26 protein-coding genes are annotated in these 24,153 nt (G+C 66.4%); 16 read left to right on the top strand and 10 right to left on the bottom strand.

What is annotated here, in order from left to right; all coding sequences use genetic code 11:
• Window positions 1-10 precede the first annotated feature (10 nt).
• Window positions 11-1,000, bottom strand: coding sequence for an AraD1 family protein (araD1, locus tag AUL32_RS05430; RefSeq protein ID WP_062112391.1), 990 nt, complete (start codon window positions 998-1,000; stop codon window positions 11-13).
• Between the two features lie 261 nt (window positions 1,001-1,261).
• Between araD1 and AUL32_RS05425 the strand changes: the two genes are divergently transcribed.
• The 3 genes from AUL32_RS05425 (at window position 1,262) to AUL32_RS05415 (ending at window position 3,742) form a co-directional block, all read left to right on the top strand.
• The gene (locus AUL32_RS05425; RefSeq protein WP_082659312.1) at window positions 1,262-2,671 is read left to right on the top strand and encodes an MATE family efflux transporter; all 1,410 of its coding nucleotides are present in this window, start codon (window positions 1,262-1,264) and stop codon (window positions 2,669-2,671) included.
• Window positions 2,672-2,886: 215 nt separating this feature from the next.
• On the top strand, window positions 2,887-3,285 hold the full coding sequence (locus AUL32_RS05420) for a response regulator (protein ID WP_061975481.1): 399 nt from the start codon (window positions 2,887-2,889) through the stop codon (window positions 3,283-3,285).
• Between the two features lie 106 nt (window positions 3,286-3,391).
• Complete coding sequence (locus AUL32_RS05415) at window positions 3,392-3,742, top strand: hypothetical protein (RefSeq protein ID WP_062112387.1); 351 nt, start codon at window positions 3,392-3,394, stop codon at window positions 3,740-3,742.
• 79 nt (window positions 3,743-3,821) lie between these two features.
• Here AUL32_RS05415 and AUL32_RS05410 read toward each other — a convergent pair whose 3' ends face one another.
• The 4 genes from AUL32_RS05410 to AUL32_RS05395 form a co-directional block, all read right to left on the bottom strand.
• Complete coding sequence (locus AUL32_RS05410; protein ID WP_062112573.1) at window positions 3,822-4,145, bottom strand: hypothetical protein; 324 nt, start codon at window positions 4,143-4,145, stop codon at window positions 3,822-3,824.
• Window positions 4,146-4,223: 78 nt separating this feature from the next.
• Window positions 4,224-4,778 carry an SIS domain-containing protein gene (locus tag AUL32_RS05405; RefSeq protein ID WP_062112385.1) on the bottom strand — a complete coding sequence of 185 codons (555 nt, stop codon included), beginning with the start codon at window positions 4,776-4,778 and terminating at the stop codon, window positions 4,224-4,226.
• Between the two features lie 12 nt (window positions 4,779-4,790).
• On the bottom strand, window positions 4,791-6,086 hold the full coding sequence (rhaI, locus tag AUL32_RS05400; RefSeq protein ID WP_062112383.1) for an L-rhamnose catabolism isomerase: 1,296 nt from the start codon (window positions 6,084-6,086) through the stop codon (window positions 4,791-4,793).
• Window positions 6,087-6,157: 71 nt separating this feature from the next.
• The gene (locus AUL32_RS05395) at window positions 6,158-8,239 is read right to left on the bottom strand and encodes a bifunctional rhamnulose-1-phosphate aldolase/short-chain dehydrogenase (protein ID WP_062112570.1); all 2,082 of its coding nucleotides are present in this window, start codon (window positions 8,237-8,239) and stop codon (window positions 6,158-6,160) included.
• Between the two features lie 187 nt (window positions 8,240-8,426).
• Here AUL32_RS05395 and AUL32_RS05390 point away from each other — a divergent pair, with 187 nt between their 5' ends.
• The 10 genes from AUL32_RS05390 (at window position 8,427) to AUL32_RS05345 (ending at window position 18,439) form a co-directional block, all read left to right on the top strand.
• Complete coding sequence (locus AUL32_RS05390) at window positions 8,427-9,218, top strand: DeoR/GlpR family DNA-binding transcription regulator (protein WP_061975471.1); 792 nt, start codon at window positions 8,427-8,429, stop codon at window positions 9,216-9,218.
• The gene (locus AUL32_RS05385; protein WP_062112381.1) at window positions 9,215-9,544 is read left to right on the top strand and encodes an L-rhamnose mutarotase; all 330 of its coding nucleotides are present in this window, start codon (window positions 9,215-9,217) and stop codon (window positions 9,542-9,544) included. The genes AUL32_RS05390 and AUL32_RS05385 overlap by 4 nt, the downstream gene beginning before the upstream one ends.
• Window positions 9,545-9,547: 3 nt before the next feature.
• Window positions 9,548-10,945: an FGGY-family carbohydrate kinase gene (locus AUL32_RS05380; protein ID WP_062112379.1), complete on the top strand. Its 1,398-nt coding sequence runs from the start codon at window positions 9,548-9,550 to the stop codon at window positions 10,943-10,945.
• Window positions 10,942-11,892: an AraC family transcriptional regulator gene (locus AUL32_RS05375; RefSeq protein WP_062112377.1), complete on the top strand. Its 951-nt coding sequence runs from the start codon at window positions 10,942-10,944 to the stop codon at window positions 11,890-11,892. Before AUL32_RS05380 ends, AUL32_RS05375 begins: the two co-directional genes overlap by 4 nt.
• A gap of 151 nt (window positions 11,893-12,043) precedes the next feature.
• The gene (locus AUL32_RS05370) at window positions 12,044-13,090 is read left to right on the top strand and encodes an NAD(P)-dependent alcohol dehydrogenase (protein WP_062112567.1); all 1,047 of its coding nucleotides are present in this window, start codon (window positions 12,044-12,046) and stop codon (window positions 13,088-13,090) included.
• A gap of 48 nt (window positions 13,091-13,138) precedes the next feature.
• Complete coding sequence (locus AUL32_RS05365) at window positions 13,139-13,864, top strand: SDR family oxidoreductase (RefSeq protein WP_062112375.1); 726 nt, start codon at window positions 13,139-13,141, stop codon at window positions 13,862-13,864.
• On the top strand, window positions 13,854-15,362 hold the full coding sequence (locus AUL32_RS05360; protein ID WP_062112373.1) for a sugar ABC transporter ATP-binding protein: 1,509 nt from the start codon (window positions 13,854-13,856) through the stop codon (window positions 15,360-15,362). The genes AUL32_RS05365 and AUL32_RS05360 overlap by 11 nt, the downstream gene beginning before the upstream one ends.
• Window positions 15,359-16,312, top strand: coding sequence for an ABC transporter permease (locus AUL32_RS05355; protein WP_062112372.1), 954 nt, complete (start codon window positions 15,359-15,361; stop codon window positions 16,310-16,312). The genes AUL32_RS05360 and AUL32_RS05355 overlap by 4 nt, the downstream gene beginning before the upstream one ends.
• Window positions 16,313-16,324: 12 nt before the next feature.
• On the top strand, window positions 16,325-17,269 hold the full coding sequence (locus AUL32_RS05350; protein ID WP_062112370.1) for an ABC transporter permease: 945 nt from the start codon (window positions 16,325-16,327) through the stop codon (window positions 17,267-17,269).
• A 66-nt stretch (window positions 17,270-17,335) separates the two neighbouring features.
• Window positions 17,336-18,439 (top strand): autoinducer 2 ABC transporter substrate-binding protein, encoded by a 1,104-nt coding sequence (locus tag AUL32_RS05345; RefSeq protein ID WP_061975456.1) that lies wholly within the window; start codon window positions 17,336-17,338, stop codon window positions 18,437-18,439.
• Between the two features lie 42 nt (window positions 18,440-18,481).
• Here AUL32_RS05345 and AUL32_RS05340 read toward each other — a convergent pair whose 3' ends face one another.
• From AUL32_RS05340 to AUL32_RS05325, 4 genes are all read right to left on the bottom strand, one after another.
• Window positions 18,482-19,222, bottom strand: a complete 741-nt coding sequence (locus AUL32_RS05340) for a phosphatase PAP2 family protein (RefSeq protein WP_082659310.1) — start codon at window positions 19,220-19,222, stop codon at window positions 18,482-18,484.
• Window positions 19,223-19,305: 83 nt separating this feature from the next.
• Complete coding sequence (locus AUL32_RS05335) at window positions 19,306-19,668, bottom strand: DUF305 domain-containing protein (RefSeq protein WP_062112368.1); 363 nt, start codon at window positions 19,666-19,668, stop codon at window positions 19,306-19,308.
• 3 nt (window positions 19,669-19,671) lie between these two features.
• On the bottom strand, window positions 19,672-19,995 hold the full coding sequence (locus tag AUL32_RS05330) for a hypothetical protein (protein ID WP_062112561.1): 324 nt from the start codon (window positions 19,993-19,995) through the stop codon (window positions 19,672-19,674).
• A 98-nt stretch (window positions 19,996-20,093) separates the two neighbouring features.
• Window positions 20,094-20,477, bottom strand: coding sequence for a hypothetical protein (locus AUL32_RS05325; RefSeq protein ID WP_062112366.1), 384 nt, complete (start codon window positions 20,475-20,477; stop codon window positions 20,094-20,096).
• A 164-nt stretch (window positions 20,478-20,641) separates the two neighbouring features.
• Here AUL32_RS05325 and AUL32_RS05320 point away from each other — a divergent pair, with 164 nt between their 5' ends.
• Both AUL32_RS05320 and AUL32_RS05315 read left to right on the top strand, forming a co-directional pair.
• Window positions 20,642-21,307, top strand: a complete 666-nt coding sequence (locus tag AUL32_RS05320; protein WP_062112364.1) for a sulfite oxidase-like oxidoreductase — start codon at window positions 20,642-20,644, stop codon at window positions 21,305-21,307.
• A gap of 83 nt (window positions 21,308-21,390) precedes the next feature.
• A complete protein-coding gene (locus tag AUL32_RS05315) occupies window positions 21,391-22,182 on the top strand; it encodes an SDR family NAD(P)-dependent oxidoreductase (RefSeq protein WP_062112363.1) in 792 nt (263 codons plus the stop codon).
• A gap of 9 nt (window positions 22,183-22,191) precedes the next feature.
• Here the strand turns inward: AUL32_RS05315 and AUL32_RS05310 are convergent, their stop codons facing one another.
• Window positions 22,192-23,106 (bottom strand): D-alanyl-D-alanine carboxypeptidase family protein, encoded by a 915-nt coding sequence (locus AUL32_RS05310; RefSeq protein ID WP_062112362.1) that lies wholly within the window; start codon window positions 23,104-23,106, stop codon window positions 22,192-22,194.
• A 201-nt stretch (window positions 23,107-23,307) separates the two neighbouring features.
• Here AUL32_RS05310 and AUL32_RS05305 point away from each other — a divergent pair, with 201 nt between their 5' ends.
• A complete protein-coding gene (locus AUL32_RS05305; protein ID WP_062112559.1) occupies window positions 23,308-24,153 on the top strand; it encodes an oxidoreductase in 846 nt (281 codons plus the stop codon).

Below are 24,153 nucleotides of genomic sequence, written 5' to 3'. Positions count from 1 at the left end.
CGATCGACCCTCAGAGCGCCTTGACCGACACCGGCGTCTCGGCCGCCGTGGCAAGCGTGTTGACCAGCGGCAGGCGGAAGGGGCGCGCCTCGATCTCGAACCGGTCGCCGTCCTGCGTCTTCACGCCGTCGGTGACGGAGAGCGTCGCCGTGCCGAAGAAGTGGACGTGCAGATCGCCAGGGCGGCGGAACAGATCGTACTTGAAATGGTGATGCTCGAGATTGCGGATCGAATGCGACATGTTCGCCTCGCCCGACACGAAGGGCTTGTCGAACACGACCTCCTCTCCGCGCAGGATGCGCGACGAGCCTTCGACGCCCTCCGGCAATTCTCCGACCAGAAGCTCCGGGCCGAGCGAGGCCTGACGCAGCTTGGAATGGGCGAGCCAGAGATAGTTGCCGCGCTCGGTCACATGGTCCGAGAACTCGTTGGCGAGGCAATAGCCGAGGCGGAAGGGCGTGCCGTCGGGGCCGATCAGGTAGATGCCGGCAAGCTCGGGCTCCTCGCCGCCATCCAGCGCGAAGGCGGGCGAGCTCAGCGCCTCGCCGGGGCCGACAAGGCAGGAGCCGTCGCCCTTGTAGAACCATTCGGGCTGCGCGCCGACCTGCCCCTCGGCCGGCTTGCCGCCCTCGACGCCGAGGCGGAACATCTTCATGGAATCGGTGACATGCTCGCCCGCCGCCGACTTGTGCATCTTGTCGCGACCGTCGGCGGAGCCGAGATGCGTGAGACCCGTTCCGGCGACGATGAAATGCGCGGGGTCGGCATGATGGATCGGCAGGCCGATGCGCCCTTCCGCCAGAGCGGCATCGAGATCCACCCCCTCGCCGCGCCCGGCGGCATTCACCGTGGCCGCAAGGGTGGCGCCGTTTCCGATGGCCGCATTCGCCAGATCGTAGACCGAGGCATATCCCGGAACGACATAGGCCGCGCCATCGTCATCGCTTGCCACGACGGCCAGCGCGCCACCGAGTTTCACCTGGAGAAGTCGAAGTGCCATCGCGGTTCGATCCGTTGGGTCGGGAGGTAGCCGAGTTCGCACCGCTGTGTCCCACTCCAACGCGGCGCCAATTGTCTGCGTTATTTCGAACCGTTCCATCCTTGTCAATGAGACGCACCACCGCTCCGCCGATGGCAAGGGAGAATTCGTCGCTGCACCGCAAAAGAGGCTGACAGAGGGTCTCGGGCCCGACGCTGGACAAGGTCCGGCCGGCACCGTAACCAACCCATCCAATCCCTCGACCAGAGCGGGCAAGCCGAGATGAAACCGCAGTCCGTCGCCCTCCACCAACCCATGCTCGCGTCGTGGCGAACGCATGTGAAGGCGACCTTCGCGCTCGGCCTGCCGCTGGTCGGCGCGCAGCTCGCGCAGATTTCGATCAACGTCACGAACACGGTGATGATCGGCCAGCTTGGCGCGGCGGAACTAGCCGCCGCCGTACTGGCGACGCAAACGTTCTACGTCTTCTGGATGTTCGGCTCGGGCTTCGCCTATGCCGTCATGCCGTTGGCCGCCGCCGCGCATGGCAATGGCGACACGCGGGCCGTACGCCGATCGGTCCGCATGGGGCTGTGGGTCGTGGCTCTCTTCAGCCTCCTCGTGATGGTTCCCCTCTGGTTCACGGAGGCGATCCTCGTAGCGCTCGGCCAGGAGCCCGGCATCGCGGCGCAGGCCGGCGCCTATGTGCGCGTGCTCCAATGGTCGATGCTGCCTTATCTCTCCACCTTCGTGCTGCGCTCCTATCTCAGCGCACTGGAGCGGCCGAGCGTCGTGCTTGGCATCACGCTGCTCGGCGCCGGGCTCAACGCCGTGTTTAACTATGTCCTGATCTTCGGCCATTTCGGCGCGCCGGCGCTGGGGCTCACTGGCTCGGGCATCGCCTCGGTCGGCACGTCCATCGTCACGCTCCTGCTTCTCGTCGCCTACACGAGGCGCGCGCGCGGGCTCGAGGTCTTCGAACTCTGGCGTCGCTTCTACGCGCCGGACTGGGCGGCGTTTTTCGAGGTGCTGCGGCTCGGCTGGCCGATCGGCGCGACGATCCTTGCGGAGGTCGGCCTCTTCACCGCCGCGTCCATCATGATGGGCTGGATCGGCACGCTGGAACTCGCCGCGCATGGCATCGCGCTGCAGCTCGCATCGATTTCGTTCATGATCCCGCTCGGTCTTGCCAGCGCCGCAACGGTGCGGGTCGGCACCGCCTTCGGTCGGCACGACGCGGCCAATCTCGCCCGCGCGGCGCGCACGTCGCTGATCGTGGCGGGCGTCATCTCCTGCTCCGCCGCCGCCCTGTTCTGGGCCATTCCGACCGCTCTGATCGGCCTTTATCTCGACATGAGCCTGCCGAACGCGGAGGCTGTTCTCGCCGCGGCCGTACCACTGCTGGCGGTCGCCGCGGCCTTCCAGATCGTCGATTCGTTGCAGGTCACGGCCAGCGGCATCCTGCGCGGCATGAAGGACACCCGGCTTCCCATGTTCATCGCCGTCGCCAGCTACTGGCTGGTCGGAATGCCCATCGCCTACGGCCTTGCCTTCGGCCTTGGCTGGAACGGAACCGGGGTCTGGTGGGGCCTCGCGGCGGGGCTGCTCGTGGCCGCACTTCTCATGAGCGTGCGCTTCGCGATTCTCGAGACGCGGTGGCGAAAAGGCCTCGCGCAAACCGCTCTGGCTTGAGCGATCGGGCGACGGGGAGCCGTCGTGACAATTTCACAACTTCCCCTCTCCGGAATCTTTCTACATTAACTTTCGCTGCTCATCATGTGGTGCGGCGCGATACGAAGGACCGGGAGGTTGCCGGGGCATGGGGCTCCGATCAGCACCTTGGCCCATCGTATCGCCGGAATGGAAGCTGGCCTTTCCTCAGGCTGGATTCAGGAAGGGCGTAGAACATGCAGCATGCTGGCGGTCTTCAGGGCAAACGCGTCCTCGTCGTCGAGGACGAGTTCCTGGTCGCGCTGGATCTGGAATGCGAGTTGGAAGAGTCCGGCGCCGAGGTGACCTGCGCGAGCACGCTGGGACAGGCGACGGGTGTCGCCAAATCCGGCGCCTTCGACGCCGTGGTTCTCGATCTCAACCTGCATGGCGAAACGTCGTACCCGCTGGCGGACTATCTCGCCGCGAACGACGTGCCCTTTGTATTTCACACCGGTCAGGGCGAGCAGAGCATCCTGGCAAAGCGCTATCCCGGCGTCGCGGTCTGCAACAAGCCCTGCGACGGCCGAGTCCTTCTGAGGACGCTGGAATACGCGATGTCCGAGCACACAGGGGCTTCCGGCCAGTCAGCCTGAGCGTTTCCGCAAGCCGCCAGCGCAACCATTTCGGGGCCGACGAGTTCATTTGTCACAGTCGGCGCAGGAACGCTCCGACCCCACAGATGAACTGGAGCCCGACAGGATGAAGAAGACCCTTTTCGCCGCCGCTTCGCTGACGCTGCTCCTGGCCGGATCGGCCTTCGCCCAATCGTCCACGACGACCAATCCCGTGCCGGGCACGAGCGCAGGCGAAGAAAGCAAGATGCCGGCCGGCGCGGCTAGCAAGGTGACGACCACGACGGACGCAACGAGCGTCGATACCAAGGAGTCTGCCAGCAAAGTTCCGGTTCCCGGCAATGGCTCCGGTATAGACAGCACCGAGCCAGTTCGCCCGCCTGTGATCGGCACGGATGCGAATGCCGTTCCGAGCGACACGAGCAACCCGGTTCCCGGCACGAGTGCTGGCGAGAACAGCACCACGCCCGCTCGCTGAGGCCTAAATTCCCATACGAAAAGGGCGGCTCGTAAGCCGCCCTTTTTTTGTGCCTGCTGTTTGACATCGAAACCGATCGTCAATGAGAGGCGTGCGAGCCCTTCTCCGCGTTTCGCTTGCGCGTTTCGGCAGCCTTCTTCGCGGAGGCGGAACGCTCGACTGCGGTGCGCGAAGCCGAAGCTTTGCCACCCTTTTCGCCGCCCTTCTTGGACGAGTCGTGATTTTCGGGGTGGCCCCTGCCCGAGCCGCTCTTGTTCCCCCCGCCGCTTTCCTTGTTCACCGTCGCCCAGGCCCGGCGCTCGGCTTCCTTCTCGGGAACGCCACGCGCCTCGTAGCCCTCCGCGATGTGATCGGCCTTCCGCTCCTGCTTGTCGGTGTATTTCGACTTGTCGCCCCGGGGCATGGAGATCATCCTTTCAAGCCAAATTGAAAGACTTAATTCACGGCCGACGGGTGCGGTTCCCGCCCGGTGCTTGCGGGGCTATTCCATATTGGTGTGATGGCCGCGCATGGTCTCGCTGGAGACATGGAGCAGGCCCTTGAGCTTCAGCACCATGAGCTCGAACAGCACGAAAAGCGCGCCCTCGAAGAGCGAGCCCATGGGCAGCACGGAACTGGCTGTCTCGCCCTGATCGTCCGCCATGGTCTGAGCCGGGATGGTCAGCACGAAATCCGCCATGCCCGGCACGCGGCCCATGGGCTGCGCGGTCACCACGAGAACCCTGGCACCCGCCGCCTTGGCGACGCCGATCAGGGCGACTGACGTCGAGATCTCTCCGGGGCCGCAGACGACGAGAAAGAGGTCGCCGGGCCCGAGCGGTGGCACGGTCATGTCGCCCACTACCGACACGGAGCGTCCGAGATGGAAGAGGCGCATGGCGAAGCCCTTGAGCTGCAACCCCTCGCGCCCGCCGGCATAGGTGCAGACATGCCGGGCCTCAGCGATCATGCGGCAGGCCTGATCGACCTGCGTGTCGTCAATCCGCGAAACGGCGCCCGCCAGCTCGTCGATCGCGGTGCGATAAAGATCGGTCATGCTCTTCCTCCCTTAGACGATGCCGCCGCCGGAGCCCCGGGACGCCGGGCGCTCGGCCGAGACCTTGGCGCGATAACCGCTGGCGCGATAGGCCGCGATCGGATCGATCGCGCCACCGGCTTCCAGTCGTGCACGGGCGAGGATGGGTTCGACATCGAGCCGGAACCCGTCCTTGAGCGTTTCCGAGGCCATCACGGCGTCGTTCTCGTCCTGGAAGCCGGCGAGCGCCGCGCGGTCCACGAGAAGCGCCTGTGTATAGGCGCGGCGGATTTCCCCGGCTGTGCGGATCAGGCTTTCGATCGGGTCGGTGACGTTGTGCGACTGGTCGATCATGTAGGACGGATGCAGCGCATCCAGCCGCGCCCCGGCCCCAACCAGTTCGTTGAAGACGAGGAAGAGGCGGAACGGATCGATCGATCCCGCATCCAGATCGTCGTCGCCATACTTGGAGTCGTTGAAGTGGAAGCCGCCGAGCTTGCCGGTGTGAACGAGCCGCGAGACGATCTGCTCGATGTTCACGTTCGGCGCATGGTGGCCGAGATCCACGAGGCAGAAGGCCTTTTCGCCAAGCTCCACGGCGGTCAGATAGCTCGTGCCCCAATCCTGCACCACGGTGGAATAGAAGGCCGGCTCGTACATCTTGTGCTCGGAAAAGATGCGCCAATCCGCCGGGAGACCGGACACGATCTCCTTCATCGCGCCGAGATAGCGCTCGAAGGCGCGGCCGAGATCGCTCTGCCCGGGAAAGTTGGACCCGTCGCCGATCCACACCGTCAAAGCCTTGGAACCGATCGCCTCGCCAATCCCTACAGTTTCCAAATTGTGCTCAACAGCCTGGCGTCGCACAGCTACATCCGTATGGGACAGCGAACCATATCTGTACGAGTGTGGTTGGTTCGGATCGTCAGGATGATCCTGAAACGTATTGGAATTCATCGCATCAAAGCCGAGGCCCAGCTCCTCGGCCTTAGCGCGGAGATCGGCGGGGTCGGCCTTGTCCCAAGGAATGTGAAGCGAGACGGTCGGCGTCGCGCGGCCGAGATCGTTGATCACCGCGCAGTCGTCCAGCTTCTCGAAAATGCCGCGTGGCTCGCCGGTGCCGGGGAAGCGGGCAAAGCGCGTGCCGCCCGTCCCAACGCCCCAGGAGGGAACGGCGACCGTGAAGGCCGAGACCTTGCGCGTCACCTCGTCGATGGAGATGCCGCGCCGGTCGAGGCGCGCGCCGAGCGCGGCGTAATCCTCGTCGAGCGCCCGGCGGCGGGTCTCGTTGCTCTTGTCGATAATGACGCGATCGATGCGCGAAGCCATGCGCTGTCCTCCCCGTTGCGAAAGCATCCGGTAGCGTCCTCCGGCCGCCGGATGCGTCTTATCCGTTTGCGTCAGCGTGTGAACGAGATCTGGTTGCCCGCGTCCACGTTGACGATATTGCCTGTGGACTTGGCCGACAGTTCGCTCGACAGGAAGTAGACGGCCTCCGCAATGTCCTCGGGAAAGACCGAGCGCTTCAGGAGCGAACGCTGGCGGTAGTGCTCCTCGAGCTGCGCCTCGTCGATCTTGGAAGAGGCGGCGCGCTGCTCGCGCCATTCGCCATTCCAGATCTTGGAACCGCGCAGCACCGCGTCGGGGTTCACCGTGTTCACGCGAATGCCCGCATCCGCTCCCTCCAGCGCGAGGCAGCGGGCGAGATGAATCTCGGCCGCCTTCGCCGTGCAATAGGCGGAGGCGCCGGCCGAGGCCGCGAGCCCGTTCTTGGAGGCGATGAACACGATGGCACCGCCGAGTTTCTGGCGCCGGAACAAGCGGAAGGCCTCGCGCGAAACGAGAAAATAGCCCGTCGCCAGGATGTCGATATTGCGGTTCCAGACTTCCAAAGTCGTGTCCTCGACCGGCGAGGCCGAGGCGATGCCGGCATTGGACACGAGAATGTCGAGCCCGCCGAACTCCGTCACGGCCTCAGCGAAGGCGGAGGCGACGGCGTTCTCGTCCGTCACATTGGCCAAAACCCCGCGCACCTGATCGGCGCCGAAGCGTTTGGCGAAGTCGGCCCTGGCCGCGTCGAGTGCGCCGGCATCGATATCGGCGAGAACCACGCAAGCCCCCTCGCCCATCAGCCGCTCGGCCGTGGCGCGGCCGATGCCACCGGCACCGCCCGTCACGAAGGCGACGCGCCCGGCAAGCGACTTGGGCTTGGGCATACGCTGGAGCTTGGCCTCTTCCAGAAGCCAATATTCGATGTCGAAGGCTTCCTGCTCGGGCAGGCCCTGATAGGTGTCGACGCCCGATGCCCCGCGCATGACGTTGATGGCGTTGACGTAGAATTCCGAGGCGATGCGCGCGGTCGCCTTGTCCTTGGCGAACGAGATCATGCCGACGCCCGGCACGAGATAGATCACCGCGTTGGGATCGCGAATGGCCGGGCTGTTATCGTGCCGGCAGCGCTGGTAATAGGCGCGGTAGCCCTCACGATAGGTCTCGACGGCCCCATCCAGGCCAGAGACCAAAGCATCGAGATCGCCGTCGTAGGACAGGACGAGGGGGCGGATCTTGGTGCGCAGGAAATGGTCGGGGCAGGACGTGCCGAGCGCGGCGAGTTCCTCCAAGCGCTGCGAGCCGACGAATTCGAGCACGGCGGACGAATCGTCGAAATGGCCGATCTTGCGCTCTTCGGTGCCGATGCGGGCGCGGATTTCGGGCATCAGCCGCGCGGCGACGCGCAGACGCTCATTCGCCTCGCGCGGGGCGACCTTCTCGCCGCCGAAGGCCGGCTTGCCGGAAAGCTTGCCGTCGAACCATTCGATGGCGCGATTGATGATGCGCAGCGTCGTCTCGTAGCTGTCCTTGGCCGTGTCGCCCCAGGTGAAGAGCCCGTGGCTTTCGAGCACGACGCCCTTGGCGCTTGGGTTTTCGGCGGCAAAGCGCGACAGGTCGAGGCCGAGCTGGAAGCCGGGCCGGCGCCAGGGCAACCAGCCGATCTCTTCGCCATAGATCTCCCGCGTCAACTCGCGCGAGCGCCCCGTCGCGGCGATGGCGATCACCGCGTCAGGGTGCATGTGGTCGACATGGGCGTAGGGAAGATAGGCGTGCAGCGGCGTGTCGATCGAGGAGGCGCGCGGGTTGAGGTTGAAGGTGCAGTGGCTGAGCAGCCCCACCATCTCGTCTTCCTGCGCCTCGCCCTTGTAGAGGCCGCGCAGCTGTTCGAGCTTCGACTGGTAGAGCGTCGCGAAGCCGTCAAGCTTCATCGTGCCGACATCGCCGCCCGAGCCCTTGACCCAAAGCACGGTGACGGTCTCGCCCGTCAGCGGGTCGCGCTCTTCGACCTTGGCCGAGGTGTTGCCGCCGCCATAATTGGTGATTCGCTTGTCGGAACCCAGCAGGTTGGAGCGATAGAGCAGCCGCTCGGGCTCGCTCATGCCGGCCGCCTTCGCGTCGTCCCAGCGGTTTTCCAGAAGCGTGATGGTCATGGGTGGGGCCTCCTCTCCGGCGATCGCGATGCCCGTCGCGACGGCGCGAACCATCCGCCGAAGCGAGAAGCCTGTCAACCAAATCGATCAACTTCAATCATATGGCATTGCACAATGAGCGAAATTGATCGAACGTGATTGACAAGCGGATCGGAACATTCGAACCTCGGTTTCAGGAGGAACGGGAATGCACGAGCGGGAACGCCACCGCATGATCCTGAGCGCCATCGAAGGGCGCTCGGTCGCGACCGTTCAGGACTTCGCGGCGCTCACCGGCGCGTCGGAGGCCACGATCCGGCGCGACATCGCGCTTCTCGACGAGCAGAAGAAGCTGCGGCGCGTGCGCGGCGGGGCCGAGGCGCTGCGGGCGCCGCTTCCGCGCGCCGTCTCGGCCGAGAGCTTCGGCACGCTTCAGGCGCGCAACGCACCCCAAAAACTCGCGATCGCGCGCGAAGCCGCACGGCTCTGCGCCGACGATGATTCCATCATCATCAACGGCGGCACCACCACCTTCGGCATGGTCCACTATCTCACCGGCCAGAGACTTCAGATCCTGACCAACTCCTTCCCGATCGCCGAGCATCTGCTCCAGCATTCCAAGGCAAGCGTGCTGCTGCCGGCCGGGGCCGTCTATCGCGAGCAGGGCCTGATCCTTTCGCCCTTCGAAGCGGACGGGATCGCGCATTTCCGCGCAAGGCGCATGTTCATGGGCGCGCAGGGCATCTCGCCGCTGGGTTTCGCCGAGTCGGACCCGCTCATCATCCAGTCCGAGCAGCGGCTGATGCGACAGGCGGACGAGCTGGTGATCCTTGCCGACGCCTCGAAATTCGACGACCGGTCGAGCTTCATCATCGCGCCGCTGGAGCGGGCCGACCTTTTGATCACCGACGAACGGATCGACGACCGCGCCGCCGCCATGGTGGAGGCAGCCGGGCTTCGCCTCGTGGTCGCGCAACTGGAGCCGAGGACCGAGGCATGAGCGAAACGGATCTCGAAACCTATGCCTTCCGAATGCAGCTCCACCCGGGCCAGGCCGAGACATACCGCGCGCGTCACGACGTCATTCCGGCCGACCTCGTGGCGCTGCTGCGCGAGGCCGGGGTCCGCGACTATTCCATCTTCCTCGACCCCGAGTCCCATGCGCTCTTCGCCATCCTGAAGCGCCCGAAGATCCATGGCATGGAGGACCTGCCGAGCCATCCGGCGATGCAGCGCTGGTGGGCGGGCATGGGCGACATCATGGACACCCATCCCAGCAACGAGCCGGTCAGCGTACCGCTCGTCGCCATGTTCCACATGGACTGAGCCATGAGCGAGGCGCCCCGTTTTATCGCCGTGGTCGATATCGGCAAGACCAATGCCAAGATGGTGCTGCACGATCTTAACGAACGGCACGACCTTGCCGTGCGCTCGCTCCCCAACGCGCCGCGCCGGGACGGGCCTTATCCGCATTATGATACTGACGCGCTTTTCGCCTTCATCCTGGAGAGCCTGACGGAGTTCGCGGCGGCGCATCCGATCGACGCGATCTCGATTACGGCCCACGGCGCCTCCGCCGTGCTGATCGGCGAGCACGACCTCGCGCTCCCCGTCCTGGATTACGAGGCCGCGCTGGAAGGCGTGGAGGGCTACGAGACGTTGCGGCCGCCCTTCTCCGAAACGCTCTCGCCGCCGATGGCGAACGGGCTCAATGTCGGCCGCCAGCTCTTCTGGCTCCAGGCGCGCTTTCCCGAGCGCTTCGCAAAGGCCCGGCACATCCTCACCTATCCCCAATACTGGGCCTTCCGCCTGACCGGCATCGCCGCCTGCGAGCCAAGCTCGCTCGGCTGCCACACCGATCTCTGGGCGCCGGAGCGGGGTGACTTCTCCTCGCTCGTGGATCGGGCCGGCTGGCGGCCGCTCTTCGCGCCGCTGCGCCGCCCGTTCGACGTGCTCGGCCCTCTCAAGCCGGAATGGGCCGAGCGGATCGGGCTGGCCGGGCGCGAAATTCCCGTGCTATGCGGCATTCACGATTCCAACGCGTCGCTTCTGCCGCATCTCCTCGCCCTGCCCGCGCCCTTCGCCGTGGTGTCCACCGGCACCTGGGTGGTGAGCTTCGCGATCGGCGGTCGCAAGACCGCGCTGGATGCCTCGCGCAACATGCTGGCCTATGTCGACGCCTTCGGGCGGCCCGTTCCATCGGCGCTGTTCATGGGGGGCCGCGAGTTCGACATTCTGACCGACCGGGCGCCCGCGCCGCCGGACGAGGCCGCCCTCGCTCGCGTGATCGAGCAAGGGTTGATGGTTCGGCCGCCCATCGTGCCGAACACTGGCCCGTTTCCGGATGGCAAGGGCGACTGGAGCGAGCCGGCGGAAGACCTTTCGGCGATGGTGCGAACGGCTGCGGCCAGCCTCTACGTGGCGCTGATGACGACGGAGAGTCTGGCCTTGATCGGAGCGAACGGGCCGATCGTGGTGGAAGGCCCGTTCGCGCGCAACCTGCCCTTCCTTCGCGCGCTGGGGCAGCTGACCGACCGCCCGATCTTCGCGCCAACGGACGGCACGGGCACCAGCGCGGGTGCGGCGCTTCTTGCATTGGGGCCGGAGGTCGCGGTCGCTGGCCGTCCCACTGAGCAGCCCGTTGATCTCGTCCCGATCATGGGCCTCGACGCCTATGCCGCCAAGTGGCGAAACGCACTGGCCGAACAGGGAGACGCGCTGCCATGACCCATCCCGCTCTCGGCGCGCGCCCTCGCCCAGTGGAGCCGCTTCCCGCCGGCGGGCCGGCTCTGGAACTCATCCTGTGCGGCCCGCGCGAGTCCTTTCGATGGGCGACGCACGACTATCCCCATCACCTCGCCAAATGGCACTGCCATCCCGAATACGAGCTGCATCTGATCCGGGAAAGCACCGGGCGGATGATGATCGGCGACCATGTCGGCGCCTTCGAGCCCGGAAGCCTGATCCTGACCGGGCCGAACCTGCCGCACAATTGGGTAAGCGCCATCGAGCCGGGCGCGAGCCTGCGCGAGCGCGACGTGCTGGTGCAGTTCACAGGCGAAATCGCCGACACGCTGTCGCATGCCTTCCCCGAATTCGCCGAGGTCGGCGCGCTTCTGGAGGAGGCAGCCTTCGGCGTCGAGTTCACCGGCGAGACGGCGGCGCTAGGGCGCAAGAAACTTTGCGAGATCGGAACGCTGGAAGGGCCGCGCCGGCTTCTCGCCTTTCTCGACCTGATGGCGACACTTGCGGCAGGCCGAGGTGACCGGCGCACCCTGTCGCGCTGCGCCCCGGCGCTGGGGCTGCACACGCCCGCCTCCCGCAAGTTGGAACGGGTGATCGGTTTTCTGGCGGTGGAATTCCGGCGCGACATCACGCTGTCAGAAGCGGCCGCCATCTGCACGATGGAGGCGACGGCCTTCTCACGTTTCTTCAAGCATCAGACCGGGCACAACTTTTCGGCCTATGTGAACCATCTGCGCGTGCAGGCCGCCTGCCAGCTCCTGGCAGCCACCGACAAATCGGTGACCGAGATCTGCTTCGAGACCGGCTTCAACAACACGGCCAATTTCAACCGCCGATTCGCTGCGGTCTGCGGCGAGACGCCGAGCGCCTACCGCGCCGGCGCACGCCGCATCCAGCGCTCCTCGTTTCGCGAGACGGAGGCAGCATGATGCCAGAAATGCCAAGAAAGTTTGGAACCTCGCCGGATTCCGCGTCGCCTGCTGCGCCATCACTGCATAGCATCCATTCCAGAAACGCATGACAGCGAGAGGTCTTCGGATGTCGTCCGCCGCTTCCATTCCCACGATCGACCCTTCCAACATCAGCGCGCTGGTTCTCGAAGAGAAGGACCGGCTGTCGCTTCGCGACTTTCCCGTGGACGAGCCGCTCGGGCCCCATGACGTGCGAATCGCGATCCACACTGTCGGCATCTGCGGGTCGGACGTTCACTACTTTACGCACGGCGCCATCGGCCCCTTCGTGGTGCGCGAGCCGATGATCCTCGGCCACGAGGCGTCCGGCATCGTGACCGAGACCGGCTCGGCGGTGACGACGCTGAAAGCCGGCGACCGCGTCTGCATGGAGCCCGGCATCCCGAACCCGAACGGGCGCGCGACCCGCCTCGGCCTCTACAATCTCGACCCCGACGTGCGCTTCTGGGCGACGCCGCCGATCCATGGCGTTCTGCGCCCGAGCGTCGTCCACCCCGAAGCCTTCACCTTCAAGCTGCCGGACAATGTCTCCTTCGCCGCCGCCGCGATGGTGGAGCCGCTTGCCGTCGGCGTTCACGCCGTGACCAAGGCCAAGGCCGCGCCCGGCCATGTCGCGGTGGTCGTCGGCGCCGGGCCGATCGGCCTCGTCACCGTTCTCGCCGCGCTGGCCGGCGGCTGCGCGCATGTGATCGTCTCCGACGTCGACGACACCAAGCTCGACATCGCCCGCACGCTGGGCTCGGTCTCGACCGTGAACGTCGCGCGCGAGGACCTGGCAGAGGCGGTGAAGGCGCGCACCGACGGTTGGGGCGCCGACGTGATTTATGAATGCGCGGGGTCGGAACGGGCCATCGCAAGCATTTTCGAGCCGCTCTGCCCCGGCGGGGTGGTGGTCTTCGTCGGCATCCCGTTGAAGCCGGCGAGCTACGACGTGTCGGCCGCGATGCTGAAGGAAGCGCGGGTCGAGCACGTCTTCCGCTACGCCCATGTGTTCCCGCGCTGCGTCGCCATGCTCGCCTCGGGCGCCATCGACGTGTCGCCTCTGATCACCCGGACCTATCCGTTCGAGCGGAGCGTCGAGGCCTTCCAGGACGCGGCCTCCGCGCCCAAGGGCCAAGTGAAGATGCAGATCACCATGGGCCTACCCGGAGAATAAGGCGCTTCGCCACTACGATCGGATGTCTACGCTTTGGGAGGAGCAAGGATGGGTTTCGAAGGAAAGACGGTGATCGTCACCGGGGCCGGCAAGGGCATCGGGCGGCGCACCGTGGAGCTTCTCACCGAGCGCGGCGCGGAGGTCGTCGCCCTGTCGCGCTCGCAGGCCGATCTCGATCGGCTGGCGGGTGAGACCGGCGCGCGGGGTCTGGCCGTCGATCTGGCGGACGCGACTGCCACGCGCGCTGCGGTGGCCGAAGCTCTGCCGGCCGACTTGCTCGTCAACTGCGCGGGCATCAACATTCTCGAGCCCTTCCTGGAGATGAAAGACGAGTCCTTCGACACGGTCCAGGCGGTGAACGTGCGCGCCGCCGCCATCGTCTCGCAGGTCTTCGCGCGCGACCTCGTGGCCCGCAAGACGCCGGGCGCGATCGTCAACGTTTCCTCCATCTCGTCCTTCCTCGGGTTTCGCGACCATGCCGCCTATTGCGCCTCCAAGGGCGCTATGGACGGGCTGACGCGCGTCATGGCCAACGAGCTCGGTCCCCTCGGCATCCGCGTCAATTCCGTGGCCCCCGGCATCACGCTGACCGACCTCGCCCGCGCCGCCTGGGAGGCGCCGGAAAAGGGCGGTCCGATGCTCGCTCGCACGCCGCTCGGCCGCTTCGCCGAGACGGGGGACGTCGCCGAGGTGATCCTGTTCCTCCTAAGCGATGCCAGCGCCATGCTGACCGGCGTGACGTTGCCGATCGACGGAGGCTTCCTTGCCAACTGAAGCCTCCCCCATCGTCGCGCTGCGCGGCATCGAGAAGAGCTTCGGCCCGGTCGCCGTGCTGCGCGGGGTCGATTTCGACCTCTTCGCCGGCGAGGTCCATGCGCTGATGGGCGAGAACGGCGCCGGCAAGTCCACCATGATCCGGCTGATGTCCGGCGCCCACCAGCCCAACAAGGGCGCGGTGGAGGTGAATGGCGCGGCGGTGCGCTTTTCCGGCCCCGGCGAGGCCAAGGCGGCGGGCATCGCGGTGGTGCATCAGGAATTGCTGCTCTTCCCGGCCATGACGGTGGCGGAGAACATCTTTCTCGGCCACGCGCCGCGCACCAGGGCGGGGCTTCTCGACTGGAACGAGATGCGCCAGCGCGCCCGCGCCCTTCTCGACCGGCTCGACTGCCCCGATCTCGACGTGGACGAAAAGGTCTCGCGCCTCTCGGTCGCCAACCGTCAGCGCGTCGAGATCGCCCGCGCCCTGTCGCGCGACGCCCGCGTCTTGATTATGGACGAGCCGACGGCGGCGCTGGCCGAGGCCGACGTGCGCCGTCTGCTCGACGTCGTGCGCTCGCTGCGCCGCGAGGGCGTCGGCATCGTCTATGTCAGCCACCGGATGAACGAGATCTTCGAGATCGCCGACCGCATCACGGTTCTGCGCGACGGCAAGACGATCGACACGCGGGCCGCCAGCGAGGCGACCGAAGCCACGCTCGTCTCGATGATGGTCGGCCGCGAGATCGACCAGCTATTTCCAAAAGACACGATCACCCCCGGGGAGACGGTGCTGGAGGTGCGCAACCTCGCCCATGCCGGCAAGATCCAGGATGTGAGCTTTTCCGTGCGGGCGGGCGAGATCCTCGGCATTGCCGGCCTCGTCGGCTCAGGCCGGACGGAGCTGGCTCAGACGATCTTCGGCGTGACGCCGGCGACAGCGGGCGAAATCCTGATCGACGGCAAGCCCGTCACCGTCTCCAACGTGCGCGAGGCCATCGCCCATCGCATCGCCTATGTGCCGGAGGATCGCGCGCAGCATGGGCTGGTGCGCCCGCAGACCATCCGCGAGAACGTCTCCATGGCGATCATCGACCGCTTGACGCGGCGGGGCATCGTCGACACGGCGCGCGAGACCGAGATCGCCAGCGACGCCATTCGCCGCTTCGCCATCCGCGCGCGTGGCCCCGCCCAAGTCGTCGCCCAGCTGTCGGGCGGCAACCAGCAGAAGGTGGTGATCGCCAAATGGCTCGCCACCGATCCGCGCATCCTCATTCTCGACGAGCCGACGCGCGGCGTCGATGTCGGCGCCAAGACCGAGATTCACAAGCTGATGAACCAACTCGCCGCCCAAGGGCTCGCCATCGTCATGATCTCCAGCGAACTGCCCGAGGTTCTGGGCATGAGCGACCGGGTCCTGGTCATGAACGGGGGGCGCATGTCCGCCATCCTGCCGCGCGCCGAGGCGACGCCTGAAACCGTGGGCGCGGCCATGATGACAGGGCACGCGGCATGAACGGCCCGTCGCTGTCGCGCCGCCTGTCCGGCTCGGGCCAGGAAATCCTGCTGCTCCTGGCCATCGTCGCGCTGTTTCTGGTGGTTGGCTGGGTCAACCCGCGCTTCGTCTCGCAGAACAACCTCACCTCGATCTTCGTCGGCAACGCCTATATCGCGGTGGCCGCGATCGGCATGTCGATGGTCATCATCTCCGGCCATATCGACGTGTCGGTCGGCGCGCTGATCGGGGTGCTGGCAACGATCAGCGGCCTTCTCGTCACCAACGGCTATCCCGTCTGGCTCGCGTGGCTCCTGCCTGTCCTGATCGGCGGCGCCGTAAACGCCGTGCTCGGAGCGGTGATCGCCTATCTCAAGGTGCCGTCGATCATCGCGACGCTCGGCATGCTGTCGATCCTGCGCGGCGGGCTCATCACGGCAACCGGCGGCGCCTGGATCTCCGGCCTGCCGCCGGGCTACCAGCTCGCCCAGTTCCGGCTTTTCGACATTCCCTCCCCCGTCTGGTTCATGGTGGGCATGACGATCGTCGCCGCGTTCCTCCTGCGCAGCACCGCCTTCGGTCGCTCGATCTACGCGGTCGGCGGCAACGGCGAGGCGGCGGAGGCCGAGGGCATTCCCTACAACCGGACCATCGTGAAGGTCTTCACCCTCCACGGCATGATCGCCGGCGTCGCGGCCATCCTGTTCGCTACGCAGCTGCAGGTCATCCAGTCCACCGTGCCGAACGGGCTGGAGCTCATCATCATCACCGCGTCCGTCGTCGGCGGCGTTTCGATCCTGGGCGGCATCGGCACGGTGACGGGCTCGACGCTCGCCGCCATCCTGTTCGCGGCGATCGGCTCTTCGCTGATCTTCCTCAACGTCTCGGCCTACTGGCTGCGCGCCGTTCAAGGCATTCTCATCCTCGGCACCGTGCTCATCGACATGGCGCGGCGCGGGCGAACCGGCTGAGGAGGACCGATCATGACCCTTCGCTCCCTTCTTCGCCACGACGCGCTTCTGGCGCTCATCCTCGCCCTCGCCCTCGCGGTGCTGGCGATCGACAACGAGCGCTTCTTCACCGCCGCCAACCTCCTCAATCAGGGCCGGCTGATGACGGAGGTCGGGCTGATCGCTGTCGTGATGACCTTCGTCATCATCACCGGCGGCATCGATCTCTCGGTCGGCTCGATCCTCGGCCTTTGCGCCATCCTGGTCGGCGTGTTCTGGAAGACGCTGGGCCTGCCGCTCCCGGTCGCGATGGCGCTCTGCCTCGTGGTCGGCACGGTGGCGGGCTTTCTCAACGGCTGGATCATCACCCGCTTTCGTGTGCCACCGCTGATCGCGACGCTGGCGACGCTGGCGCTATATCGCGGGCTTGCCGAGGGCATCAGCCAGGCGCAGTCGATCCGCGGCTATCCCTCCTGGTTCTTCGTCCTGGGACAGGGCAATTTCCTCGGCATCCCGACGCAGCTCTGGCTCCTAGGCCTCGTCGCCATCGTCGGCTTCTTCATCCTGCGCTTCACCGCCTTCGGCCGCGCGACCTACGCGATCGGCAACAACGAGATGGGCGCGGAGTTTTCCGGCATCGACGTCACCCGCACCAAGCTCCTGATCTATTCGGCCTCGGGCTTCGTCTCGGCGCTCGCCGCCCTCGTCTTCGTCTCGCGCGTCTCCACCACGCGCTCGGACATGGGCACCGGCATCGAGCTCGACGTCATCACCGCCGTGGTGCTGGGCGGCACTTCGATCTTCGGCGGGCGCGGCCTCGTGGTCGGCACGCTGATCGGCCTGTGTCTCGTGCAGGTTCTCAAGAACGGCCTCGCGCTTTCGGGCGTGAAGGGCGACGGGACGATCGTCATCATAGGCTTCGTGCTGATCGCCGCCGTTCTGATCTCCAATCTCCTCAAGCGCTATTCCAGCGATTGAGAGACCGAATGCCGGCCCTTTGGGAGAAGGGTCGGAGCCATGACATCAACAGGGAGGACTCACCCCATGCGCACGCTTCTCGCCCTTCTTCTGGGCACCAGCCTTCTCTCGGCCCCGGCCATGGCGCAGAGCGCCTGGACCGGCGGCGACGGCGCCCCGGCCAATCCGCTGGCCTGCGACGCCTCGGTGACGCCGGTTCCGCCCGGCGAGTACAATGGCGGCTCGCCGACCGGCGCGCCGGACCGCAAGGGCAAGCCGCTCAAGGTCGTGGATATTCCGAAGCTCGTCGGCGTCGGCTATTTCAACTCGACCTCGCAGGGCATTCAGGAAGCGGCCAAGGAGACGGGTTCGATGACCGTCACCACGGACGGTCCGACCAAGGCCAATATCGACGAGCAGATCACCTTCATCGACAACTACATCACGTCGGGCGTCGACGGCATCCTGTTCGCCGCCAACGACCCGGTCGCCATCGCGCCTGTTCTGAAGCGCGCGCTGGAAGCGGGCATCAATGTGGTGGGCTACGACGCCGACGCGGAAGCCGACGCGCGCCAGTGGTTCGTCAACCAGGCGCAGCCGAACGGCGTCGCCAAGGCGTTGCTCGATCAGCTCGCCTCGGAAGTCGGCGAGGACGCGTCCTTCGCCATCGTCACCTCCACCTTCACGACGCCCAACCAGTCCCGCTGGATCAGCGAGATGCAGGGCTATGCCGAGAAGTGCCATCCGAAGCTGAAATTCCTGGAGACGGTGGAAGCGCAGGAGGACAACATCCTGTCCTTCAACCAGGCGCAGACGCTCATCAATAAATATGGCGACGAGCTGAAGGGCATTCTCGGCATGACCTCGGTGGCGACGCCGGCCGCCGCCGAAGCGGTTCAGCAGAACAAGCTCTGCGGCAAGGTCTCGGTGGTGGGCCTCGCCCTGCCCAACGCGATGAAGCCCTACATCAACGGCGACTGCATCAAGTCCACCGTGCTTTGGTCCACCGTCGATCTCGGCTATGCCGCCGGCCTTGCCATGCGCGCGGTCGCAGACGGCACGCTGAAGCCGGGGGATACGAGCTTCAAGGCCGGGCGCCTGGGCGACCTGCAGGTCGTCAACCAGAGCCAGATCCTGCTCGGCGCGCCGAAGATCTTCACCAAGGCCGACATCAACAATTTCGACTTCTGATCAAGACGCGGCGCGGCTCTTTAGGGCCGCGCCGTTCCCCGCTCAGTCCGACGGCTCGACATCGCCGCGATGCTGAAGCCAGCGGGCAAGGAGCAAGCAGAGAAACGCCCAAGCCGCCCCGGCGCACCAGCCGGCCAGAACGTCGGTCGGGTAATGCACGCCGAGATAGACCCGGCTCGCGCCGATCAGGAGCGTCAGCGCCACCGCCACCCCGATGAAATAGGCGCGCATCACGAAGCGCTTTTCCGTTCGCGCCAGAAGCGCGCCGAGCGTGAGATAGGTCACGGCCGAGAGCATGGCATGGCCGCTCGGGAAGGACAGGCTATGCACATCCACGAGATGGCCGACGACATCCGGTCTCTGCCGATCGAAGAAGACCTTCAGGACATTCGACAAAGCCGTGCCGCCCACCACGGCGCCGATGACGAGCAGCGCGGACACACGCTTGCCGTTGAGCAGGAGATAGGCGACGGCGGCCACAAGAATGAGGCTGAGGACGGTATAGCCGCCGAGCGCCGTGATGTCGCGCAGCGCGGCCTCGACCCAGAATGGGCCGATCGGATCGTGCGGATCGCCCGGCTGGCGCAGGGCGAGGAGGATCGCGTCGTCGAAGGCGTGCGTGTCGCCCTCCATCACCTCGCCGGCGATGGAAACGAAGCCCAGCAACGCGCCGGACAGGCCGACGAGCCAAAGCAGAAGCTGCGCTTCGATGCGGCCGAGGATCGGCAGGCGGCGAAAACGGGAAACGGGCGCCGCGAGGCGGTCGGTCGGTCGATCACTCATTCCCGCCGATATATGGCCAGCCAAAAGTCTGGCGAGGGGGAAGCCGGCCTTTCGGCCGGCTTCCCCTTGGCGTCGTCTTGCGCTTATTGCCCGCCGTGTGCCTTCAGCCAATCGCGCAGTTCGGCGATCTCGCGCTCCTGCGAGGCCACGACATCGCGCGCGATCTTGGTGATCGTCGGATCGTTTTCGCCGCTTTCGAGATAGGCCTTGGCCATGTCGATGGCGCTCTGGTGATGCGGGATCATCATCTCGGCGAAATCGACGCCCGGCTTGCCGGACATGGGCGCGGAGGCCATCGCGACGTCCATCCGCTTCATGGCCTCCATGTAGGCCGCCGACGTCTTGTCATGCGCCATGCCGGCGGCATGGCCGGAATGGTCCTGCGCGAGCGCGGGAGAAGCGACCAGCAGGCCGAGAGCAACAAGGGAAAACGTGAAGCGCTTCATGGGTCAGGCCGCCATCTTCCGGCATTCCTCGGCGCAGGCATGGCAGGCCGCGACGCAGCGTTCCATATCGCCCACCCGCTCGCAATCGGCGGCGCAGGCGGCGCAGATTTCAGCGCAGGCCGCGCAGGAATGCTTATGGGCCGGCGATCCGGTCAGCATGATGGCGGCGCTCGCCCGGCACATCTCGGCGCAGGCCAGCATCAGACGGAAGTGGGCGGGCTCGGTGTGCTTGCCGCCGGCCTCAAGGCAATGCTGGGTCGCCGTGGAGAAACAGGTGCGGTAGCAGTCGAGGCAGGCATCGATGCAGGCCTGCATGTCGTGGTGCATGGTGTCCATGGAAAATCCTTTCGCGTCTTTCGGCAATGCGCAGGGTGGCGGACAGGGAATGGCCCTTCGCTGCGCAACGATGTGTGAATGCCTAAGGTTCAGCCCGCTCGCGGCGGCGGCGTTCGAACCGGCGGGTTCACGCCCTGCGCTAGGACGGAAAGGGTCAGCGGCAGCGCTTCGGAAGTCCGCGCCATAGGTGGCGCGCCGACAAGCGCGAAAGGCGCGATCGGAACGCAGTGAAACAAACAGCAGAGGTCGCCATGGTGGCCGCCCTCGGGCGCCTTGCCCCTTTGTCCGTGCTTGCCCGAAAGCCCCATTGCGGCGTGGTCGCAGGGGGCGGTCGAGGACATGGCCGCCTCGGCCCTCGGCACGCCGCCGGCAAGCGTCAGGCCGAGCGCCAGCAGAAGGCCGAGCACCAGCAGCCGGGCGGCAAGGCCGAAGCGGGCATGAAGGGGTCGGCTTTGAAAGCGGGCACGCGTCATGCCGACAGAGATGCGAGCGCACCTCCCAAGATCAAGCGCGCCGGCGCAAAACGCCTCTTCGCGCCCAGACTGCTCTACCCGGCCGCTCCTTACCCCTTCCCGCTCGGCCCCTTGCCTAACAGCTGAAAATCGCCACGTCTGGCCCGAACAGGAGATTTGGAGCCATGACGGACCCGACCGATCCCGCCCATCCCGACACCAAGCTCACCCGCACCAAGGAAAGCTGGGCCCGCGAAGGCCGCTTCCTCACCGGCCGTCATGGCCGGCCGGACACGGAGCGACTGCCCCCGGGCCAGCATCTCGTGAAGAATTGGCCGGTGCTCGATCTCGGCCTGCTGCCGGAGATCCGCGAAAGCCAGTGGCGGCTCGACGTCAAAGGCTCGGTGGAGCACCCGCAGAGCTTCGACTGGGCGGCCTTCCAGGCGCAGCCGCAGAGCGAGGAAGTGACGGACATTCACTGCGTCACAACCTGGTCGCGCTACGACAACCATTGGAAGGGCGTCTCGACGCGCGATCTCCTCGCGCTGGTCCAGCCTCGCGCGGACGCCGCCTTCGTCGTCCTCTCGTCCTATGACGGCTACACGACCAATCTCGCGCTGGAGGATTTCGCCGCTGACGACGCGATGCTCGTTCACAGCTGGGAGGACCAGCCCCTGACGGCCGAGCATGGCGGCCCGGTGCGGCTTATGGTGCCCCATCTCTATTTCTGGAAAAGCGCCAAATGGCTGCGCGGCATCGAGTTTCGCACGCGCGACCAGCCCGGCTTCTGGGAGGTGCGTGGCTATCACAATCGCGGCGATCCCTGGGCCGAGGAGCGCTATTCCGACTGATCCGGCGCTAGCCAGAGCCGGCCCCACGCGCCACACTCCCTCCCGGCCGGCCAAAGAGTCGGCCTTCGGGAGGAAGACGCGGAATGGACATGGGTCTTGGCGGCAAAGTCGCCGTGGTGACGGGCGGTTCGGTGGGCATCGGGCTTGCGGTGGCGGAAGCTCTGGCGGCCGAGGGCGCGCATCTCGTGCTCGTGGCGCGCGGCGCCGAACGGGTGGAAGCGGAGGCCGCCCGCCTCGCCTCGCGATACGGCGTGACAGCCGTCGGGGTGGCGGCGGACGTGGCGACACCGGAGGGAACGGCGGCGGTGATCGAGGCGGCCGAGTCGCGCTTCGGCGGCGCCGACATCCTCGTCAACAATGCCGGCACCGGCTCCAACGAGACGGTGATGGAGGCGCCGGACGAGAAGTGGCAGAGCTATTGGGACCTGCATGTCATGGCCGCCGTGCGCCTGGCGCGGGGTCTCGCGCCGCAGATGAAGCGGCGCGGCGGCGGGGTGATCCTGCACAATGCCTCGATCTGCGCCGTCCAGCCGCTCTGGTACGAGCCGATCTACAACGTCACCAAGGCCGCCTTGATGATGTTCTCCAAATGCCTGGCGACTGAGCTGATCCCCGACAACATCCGGGTCAACTGCATCAATCCCGGCCTGATCCTGACGCCCGACTGGAAGAAGACCGCCCGCCAGCTAACGGAAGGCACGGGCGGCGACTGGGAGGGCTATCTCCAGGGCGTCGCCGACGAGCACGCCGCGATCAAGCGCTTCGGCTCGCCGGAGGAACTCGCCAACTTCTTCGTGTTTCTCTGCTCGGACAAGGCGAGCTACAGCGTCGGTTCCACCTATTTCGTGGATGGCGGCATGCTGCGCACCGTCTGATCCCAGCCGTTACGTGGCCGGGCCGAGATAGGTGTCGATCAACTGCTCGACCCGCGCGTCTCGCGCCCGGCCCGTCTGCCCGCCGATCACCACCACGATGACGCCGCGCCCGTTGCGGCGCGCCGAAGCGACGAGGTTGAAGCCCGAGGCGTTGACGAAACCGGTCTTCATCCCGTCCACGCCCGGCACGCGGCCGAGCAACTTGTTGGTCGAGACATAGTGCCGGCCCGCATAGTCGAAGCTCTCCGTCGAGAAGAGCGGCACGAAGCCGGGAAAGCGCCTGCGGATCTGGATCGCCAGCACAGCCATGTCGCGCGCCGTGGTGATCTGCAGATCGTCCGGCAGGCCGGAGGGCGTGACGAAGTTGGAGCGGTTCATGCCGAGCTTGCGCGCGGTCAAATTCATCTGCCGCGCGAAGGCTTCCTCGGAGCCGTTGGCGAGATTTTCGGCAACCACCGTCGCCACGTCGTTGGCCGACTTCACCGCCAAGGCATACATCGCGTCGCGCACGCGGATCGTCGAGCCCGGCCGCAGGCCGAGCTTGGAGGGCGGCTTGGAGGCGGCATTGGTGGACACGACGAGCTCGGTGTCGAGCGTCACCCGCTTGCCCTCGATCGCTTCGAACAGGAGGTAGAGCGTCAGGAGCTTGGACAGCGAGGCGGGATGGCGCAGCCCGTCCGGGTCCTCGCTATAGAGAACGCTTCCCGAATCGGCGTCCACCACGATCGCCGCGCTCGCCCGCACCGGCACGATCTCGCCGTTCGAAACGGAAAAGGCCGGCGCCTTGGACCCGGAGGCCAGCCCTGCCGCCAGATCGTTTCGCGACAGGTCGACGCTCTGGCAACCCGCCAGCCCGAGGGCCAGAAACGCGGCGAGGATGCGGGACGAGACGCGCGAGCGCGAGGCGAGGAAGGAAAGCGACACGAGGAACAGTCCGATGCCTGAGAAGCGCTGCGAGGGCGCGCGTCGAAAAAAGGTCCGCGCCCGGGTGGCCGAGCGGGCGCGATAGGTCCGGAGGGTGGTCCCATCTTGGTTTCGTTCCAGTTAAGCCGGACGATGGGCAGGGAGCCATAGCGTATGTCGGACACCGTCGACAGGCTCGCCCACCCGCAGAAGGACTTCTCGATGTCATCGCAAGAAACGCCCGTCTGGTTCATCACAGGCTGCTCCACCGGCTTCGGACACGACCTCGCCAAGCTGGTTCTGGAGCGCGGCTGGCGGGCCGTCGTCACCGCCCGCGACAAATCGCGCCTCGACGATCTGGTGGCGGGCCACGAGGACCGAGCCCTCGCCGTCTCGCTCGACGTGACCGAGCAGCCCGAGATCGACGCGGCGGTCCGGCAAGCCGAAGCGCGCTTCGGGCGGATCGACGTGCTCGTCAACAATGCCGGCTACGGCTACCAGGCCGCGATCGAGGAAGGCGACGAGAACGAGATCCGCGACCAGTTCGACGCCAATGTCTTCGGCCTCTTCGCCATGACCCGCGCCGTGCTGCCGATCATGCGCGGCCAGGGCAAGGGCCATATTCTGAACCTCACCTCGCAGGCCGGCTTCGTCGGCTTTCCCGGCTCGGGCTACTACGCCGCGACGAAGCACGCCGTGGAGGGTTTCTCCGACGCGCTGCTGGCCGAAGTGAAGCCGCTCGGGCTCCATGTCACCTGCGTCGCTCCAGGCCCGTTCCGCACCGACTGGGCTGGCCGCTCGCTGCGCCAGACGCCGAACCGGATCGAGGCCTATGCTGACACCGCCGGCGCGCGGCTGAAGGGCACCGCGGACATCAGCGGCAAGCAGGCGGGCGATCCGTTGCGCGCGGGCGAGGCGATGATCCGCGTGACAGAGATGGAAAATCCGCCGCGTCATCTCGTGCTCGGGCGCATCGCCTATGACGGCGTCACCGCAAAGCTGCGCGAGCGTTTGGCCGAGATCGAAGGCATGAAGAGCGAGAGCCTGTCCGCCGACTTCCCGGAGTAA

The organism is Aureimonas sp. AU40 (assembly GCF_001463785.1).
GTDB lineage: Bacteria > Pseudomonadota > Alphaproteobacteria > Rhizobiales > Rhizobiaceae > Aureimonas.
Note: the sequence above shows the minus strand (reverse complement) of the source record. Positions and strands in the feature narration are given on the sequence as shown.

Coding starts and splice junctions, on each gene's coding strand:
- AUL32_RS05325 (WP_062112366.1), bottom strand. CDS start 20,477: ATGACGCGTGCCCGCTTTCAAAGCCGACCCCTTCATGCCCGCTTCGGC.
- AUL32_RS05390 (WP_061975471.1), top strand. CDS start 8,427: ATGCACGAGCGGGAACGCCACCGCATGATCCTGAGCGCCATCGAAGGG.
- araD1 (WP_062112391.1), bottom strand. CDS start 1,000: ATGGCACTTCGACTTCTCCAGGTGAAACTCGGTGGCGCGCTGGCCGTC.
- AUL32_RS05355 (WP_062112372.1), top strand. CDS start 15,359: ATGAACGGCCCGTCGCTGTCGCGCCGCCTGTCCGGCTCGGGCCAGGAA.
- AUL32_RS05365 (WP_062112375.1), top strand. CDS start 13,139: ATGGGTTTCGAAGGAAAGACGGTGATCGTCACCGGGGCCGGCAAGGGC.
- rhaI (WP_062112383.1), bottom strand. CDS start 6,086: ATGGCTTCGCGCATCGATCGCGTCATTATCGACAAGAGCAACGAGACC.
- AUL32_RS05340 (WP_082659310.1), bottom strand. CDS start 19,222: ATGAGTGATCGACCGACCGACCGCCTCGCGGCGCCCGTTTCCCGTTTT.
- AUL32_RS05405 (WP_062112385.1), bottom strand. CDS start 4,778: ATGACCGATCTTTATCGCACCGCGATCGACGAGCTGGCGGGCGCCGTT.
- AUL32_RS05335 (WP_062112368.1), bottom strand. CDS start 19,668: ATGAAGCGCTTCACGTTTTCCCTTGTTGCTCTCGGCCTGCTGGTCGCT.
- AUL32_RS05410 (WP_062112573.1), bottom strand. CDS start 4,145: ATGCCCCGGGGCGACAAGTCGAAATACACCGACAAGCAGGAGCGGAAG.
- AUL32_RS05380 (WP_062112379.1), top strand. CDS start 9,548: ATGAGCGAGGCGCCCCGTTTTATCGCCGTGGTCGATATCGGCAAGACC.
- AUL32_RS05415 (WP_062112387.1), top strand. CDS start 3,392: ATGAAGAAGACCCTTTTCGCCGCCGCTTCGCTGACGCTGCTCCTGGCC.
- AUL32_RS05420 (WP_061975481.1), top strand. CDS start 2,887: ATGCAGCATGCTGGCGGTCTTCAGGGCAAACGCGTCCTCGTCGTCGAG.
- AUL32_RS05305 (WP_062112559.1), top strand. CDS start 23,308: ATGTCATCGCAAGAAACGCCCGTCTGGTTCATCACAGGCTGCTCCACC.
- AUL32_RS05375 (WP_062112377.1), top strand. CDS start 10,942: ATGACCCATCCCGCTCTCGGCGCGCGCCCTCGCCCAGTGGAGCCGCTT.
- AUL32_RS05350 (WP_062112370.1), top strand. CDS start 16,325: ATGACCCTTCGCTCCCTTCTTCGCCACGACGCGCTTCTGGCGCTCATC.
- AUL32_RS05330 (WP_062112561.1), bottom strand. CDS start 19,995: ATGCACCACGACATGCAGGCCTGCATCGATGCCTGCCTCGACTGCTAC.
- AUL32_RS05345 (WP_061975456.1), top strand. CDS start 17,336: ATGCGCACGCTTCTCGCCCTTCTTCTGGGCACCAGCCTTCTCTCGGCC.
- AUL32_RS05315 (WP_062112363.1), top strand. CDS start 21,391: ATGGACATGGGTCTTGGCGGCAAAGTCGCCGTGGTGACGGGCGGTTCG.
- AUL32_RS05425 (WP_082659312.1), top strand. CDS start 1,262: ATGAAACCGCAGTCCGTCGCCCTCCACCAACCCATGCTCGCGTCGTGG.
- AUL32_RS05320 (WP_062112364.1), top strand. CDS start 20,642: ATGACGGACCCGACCGATCCCGCCCATCCCGACACCAAGCTCACCCGC.
- AUL32_RS05385 (WP_062112381.1), top strand. CDS start 9,215: ATGAGCGAAACGGATCTCGAAACCTATGCCTTCCGAATGCAGCTCCAC.
- AUL32_RS05395 (WP_062112570.1), bottom strand. CDS start 8,239: ATGACCATCACGCTTCTGGAAAACCGCTGGGACGACGCGAAGGCGGCC.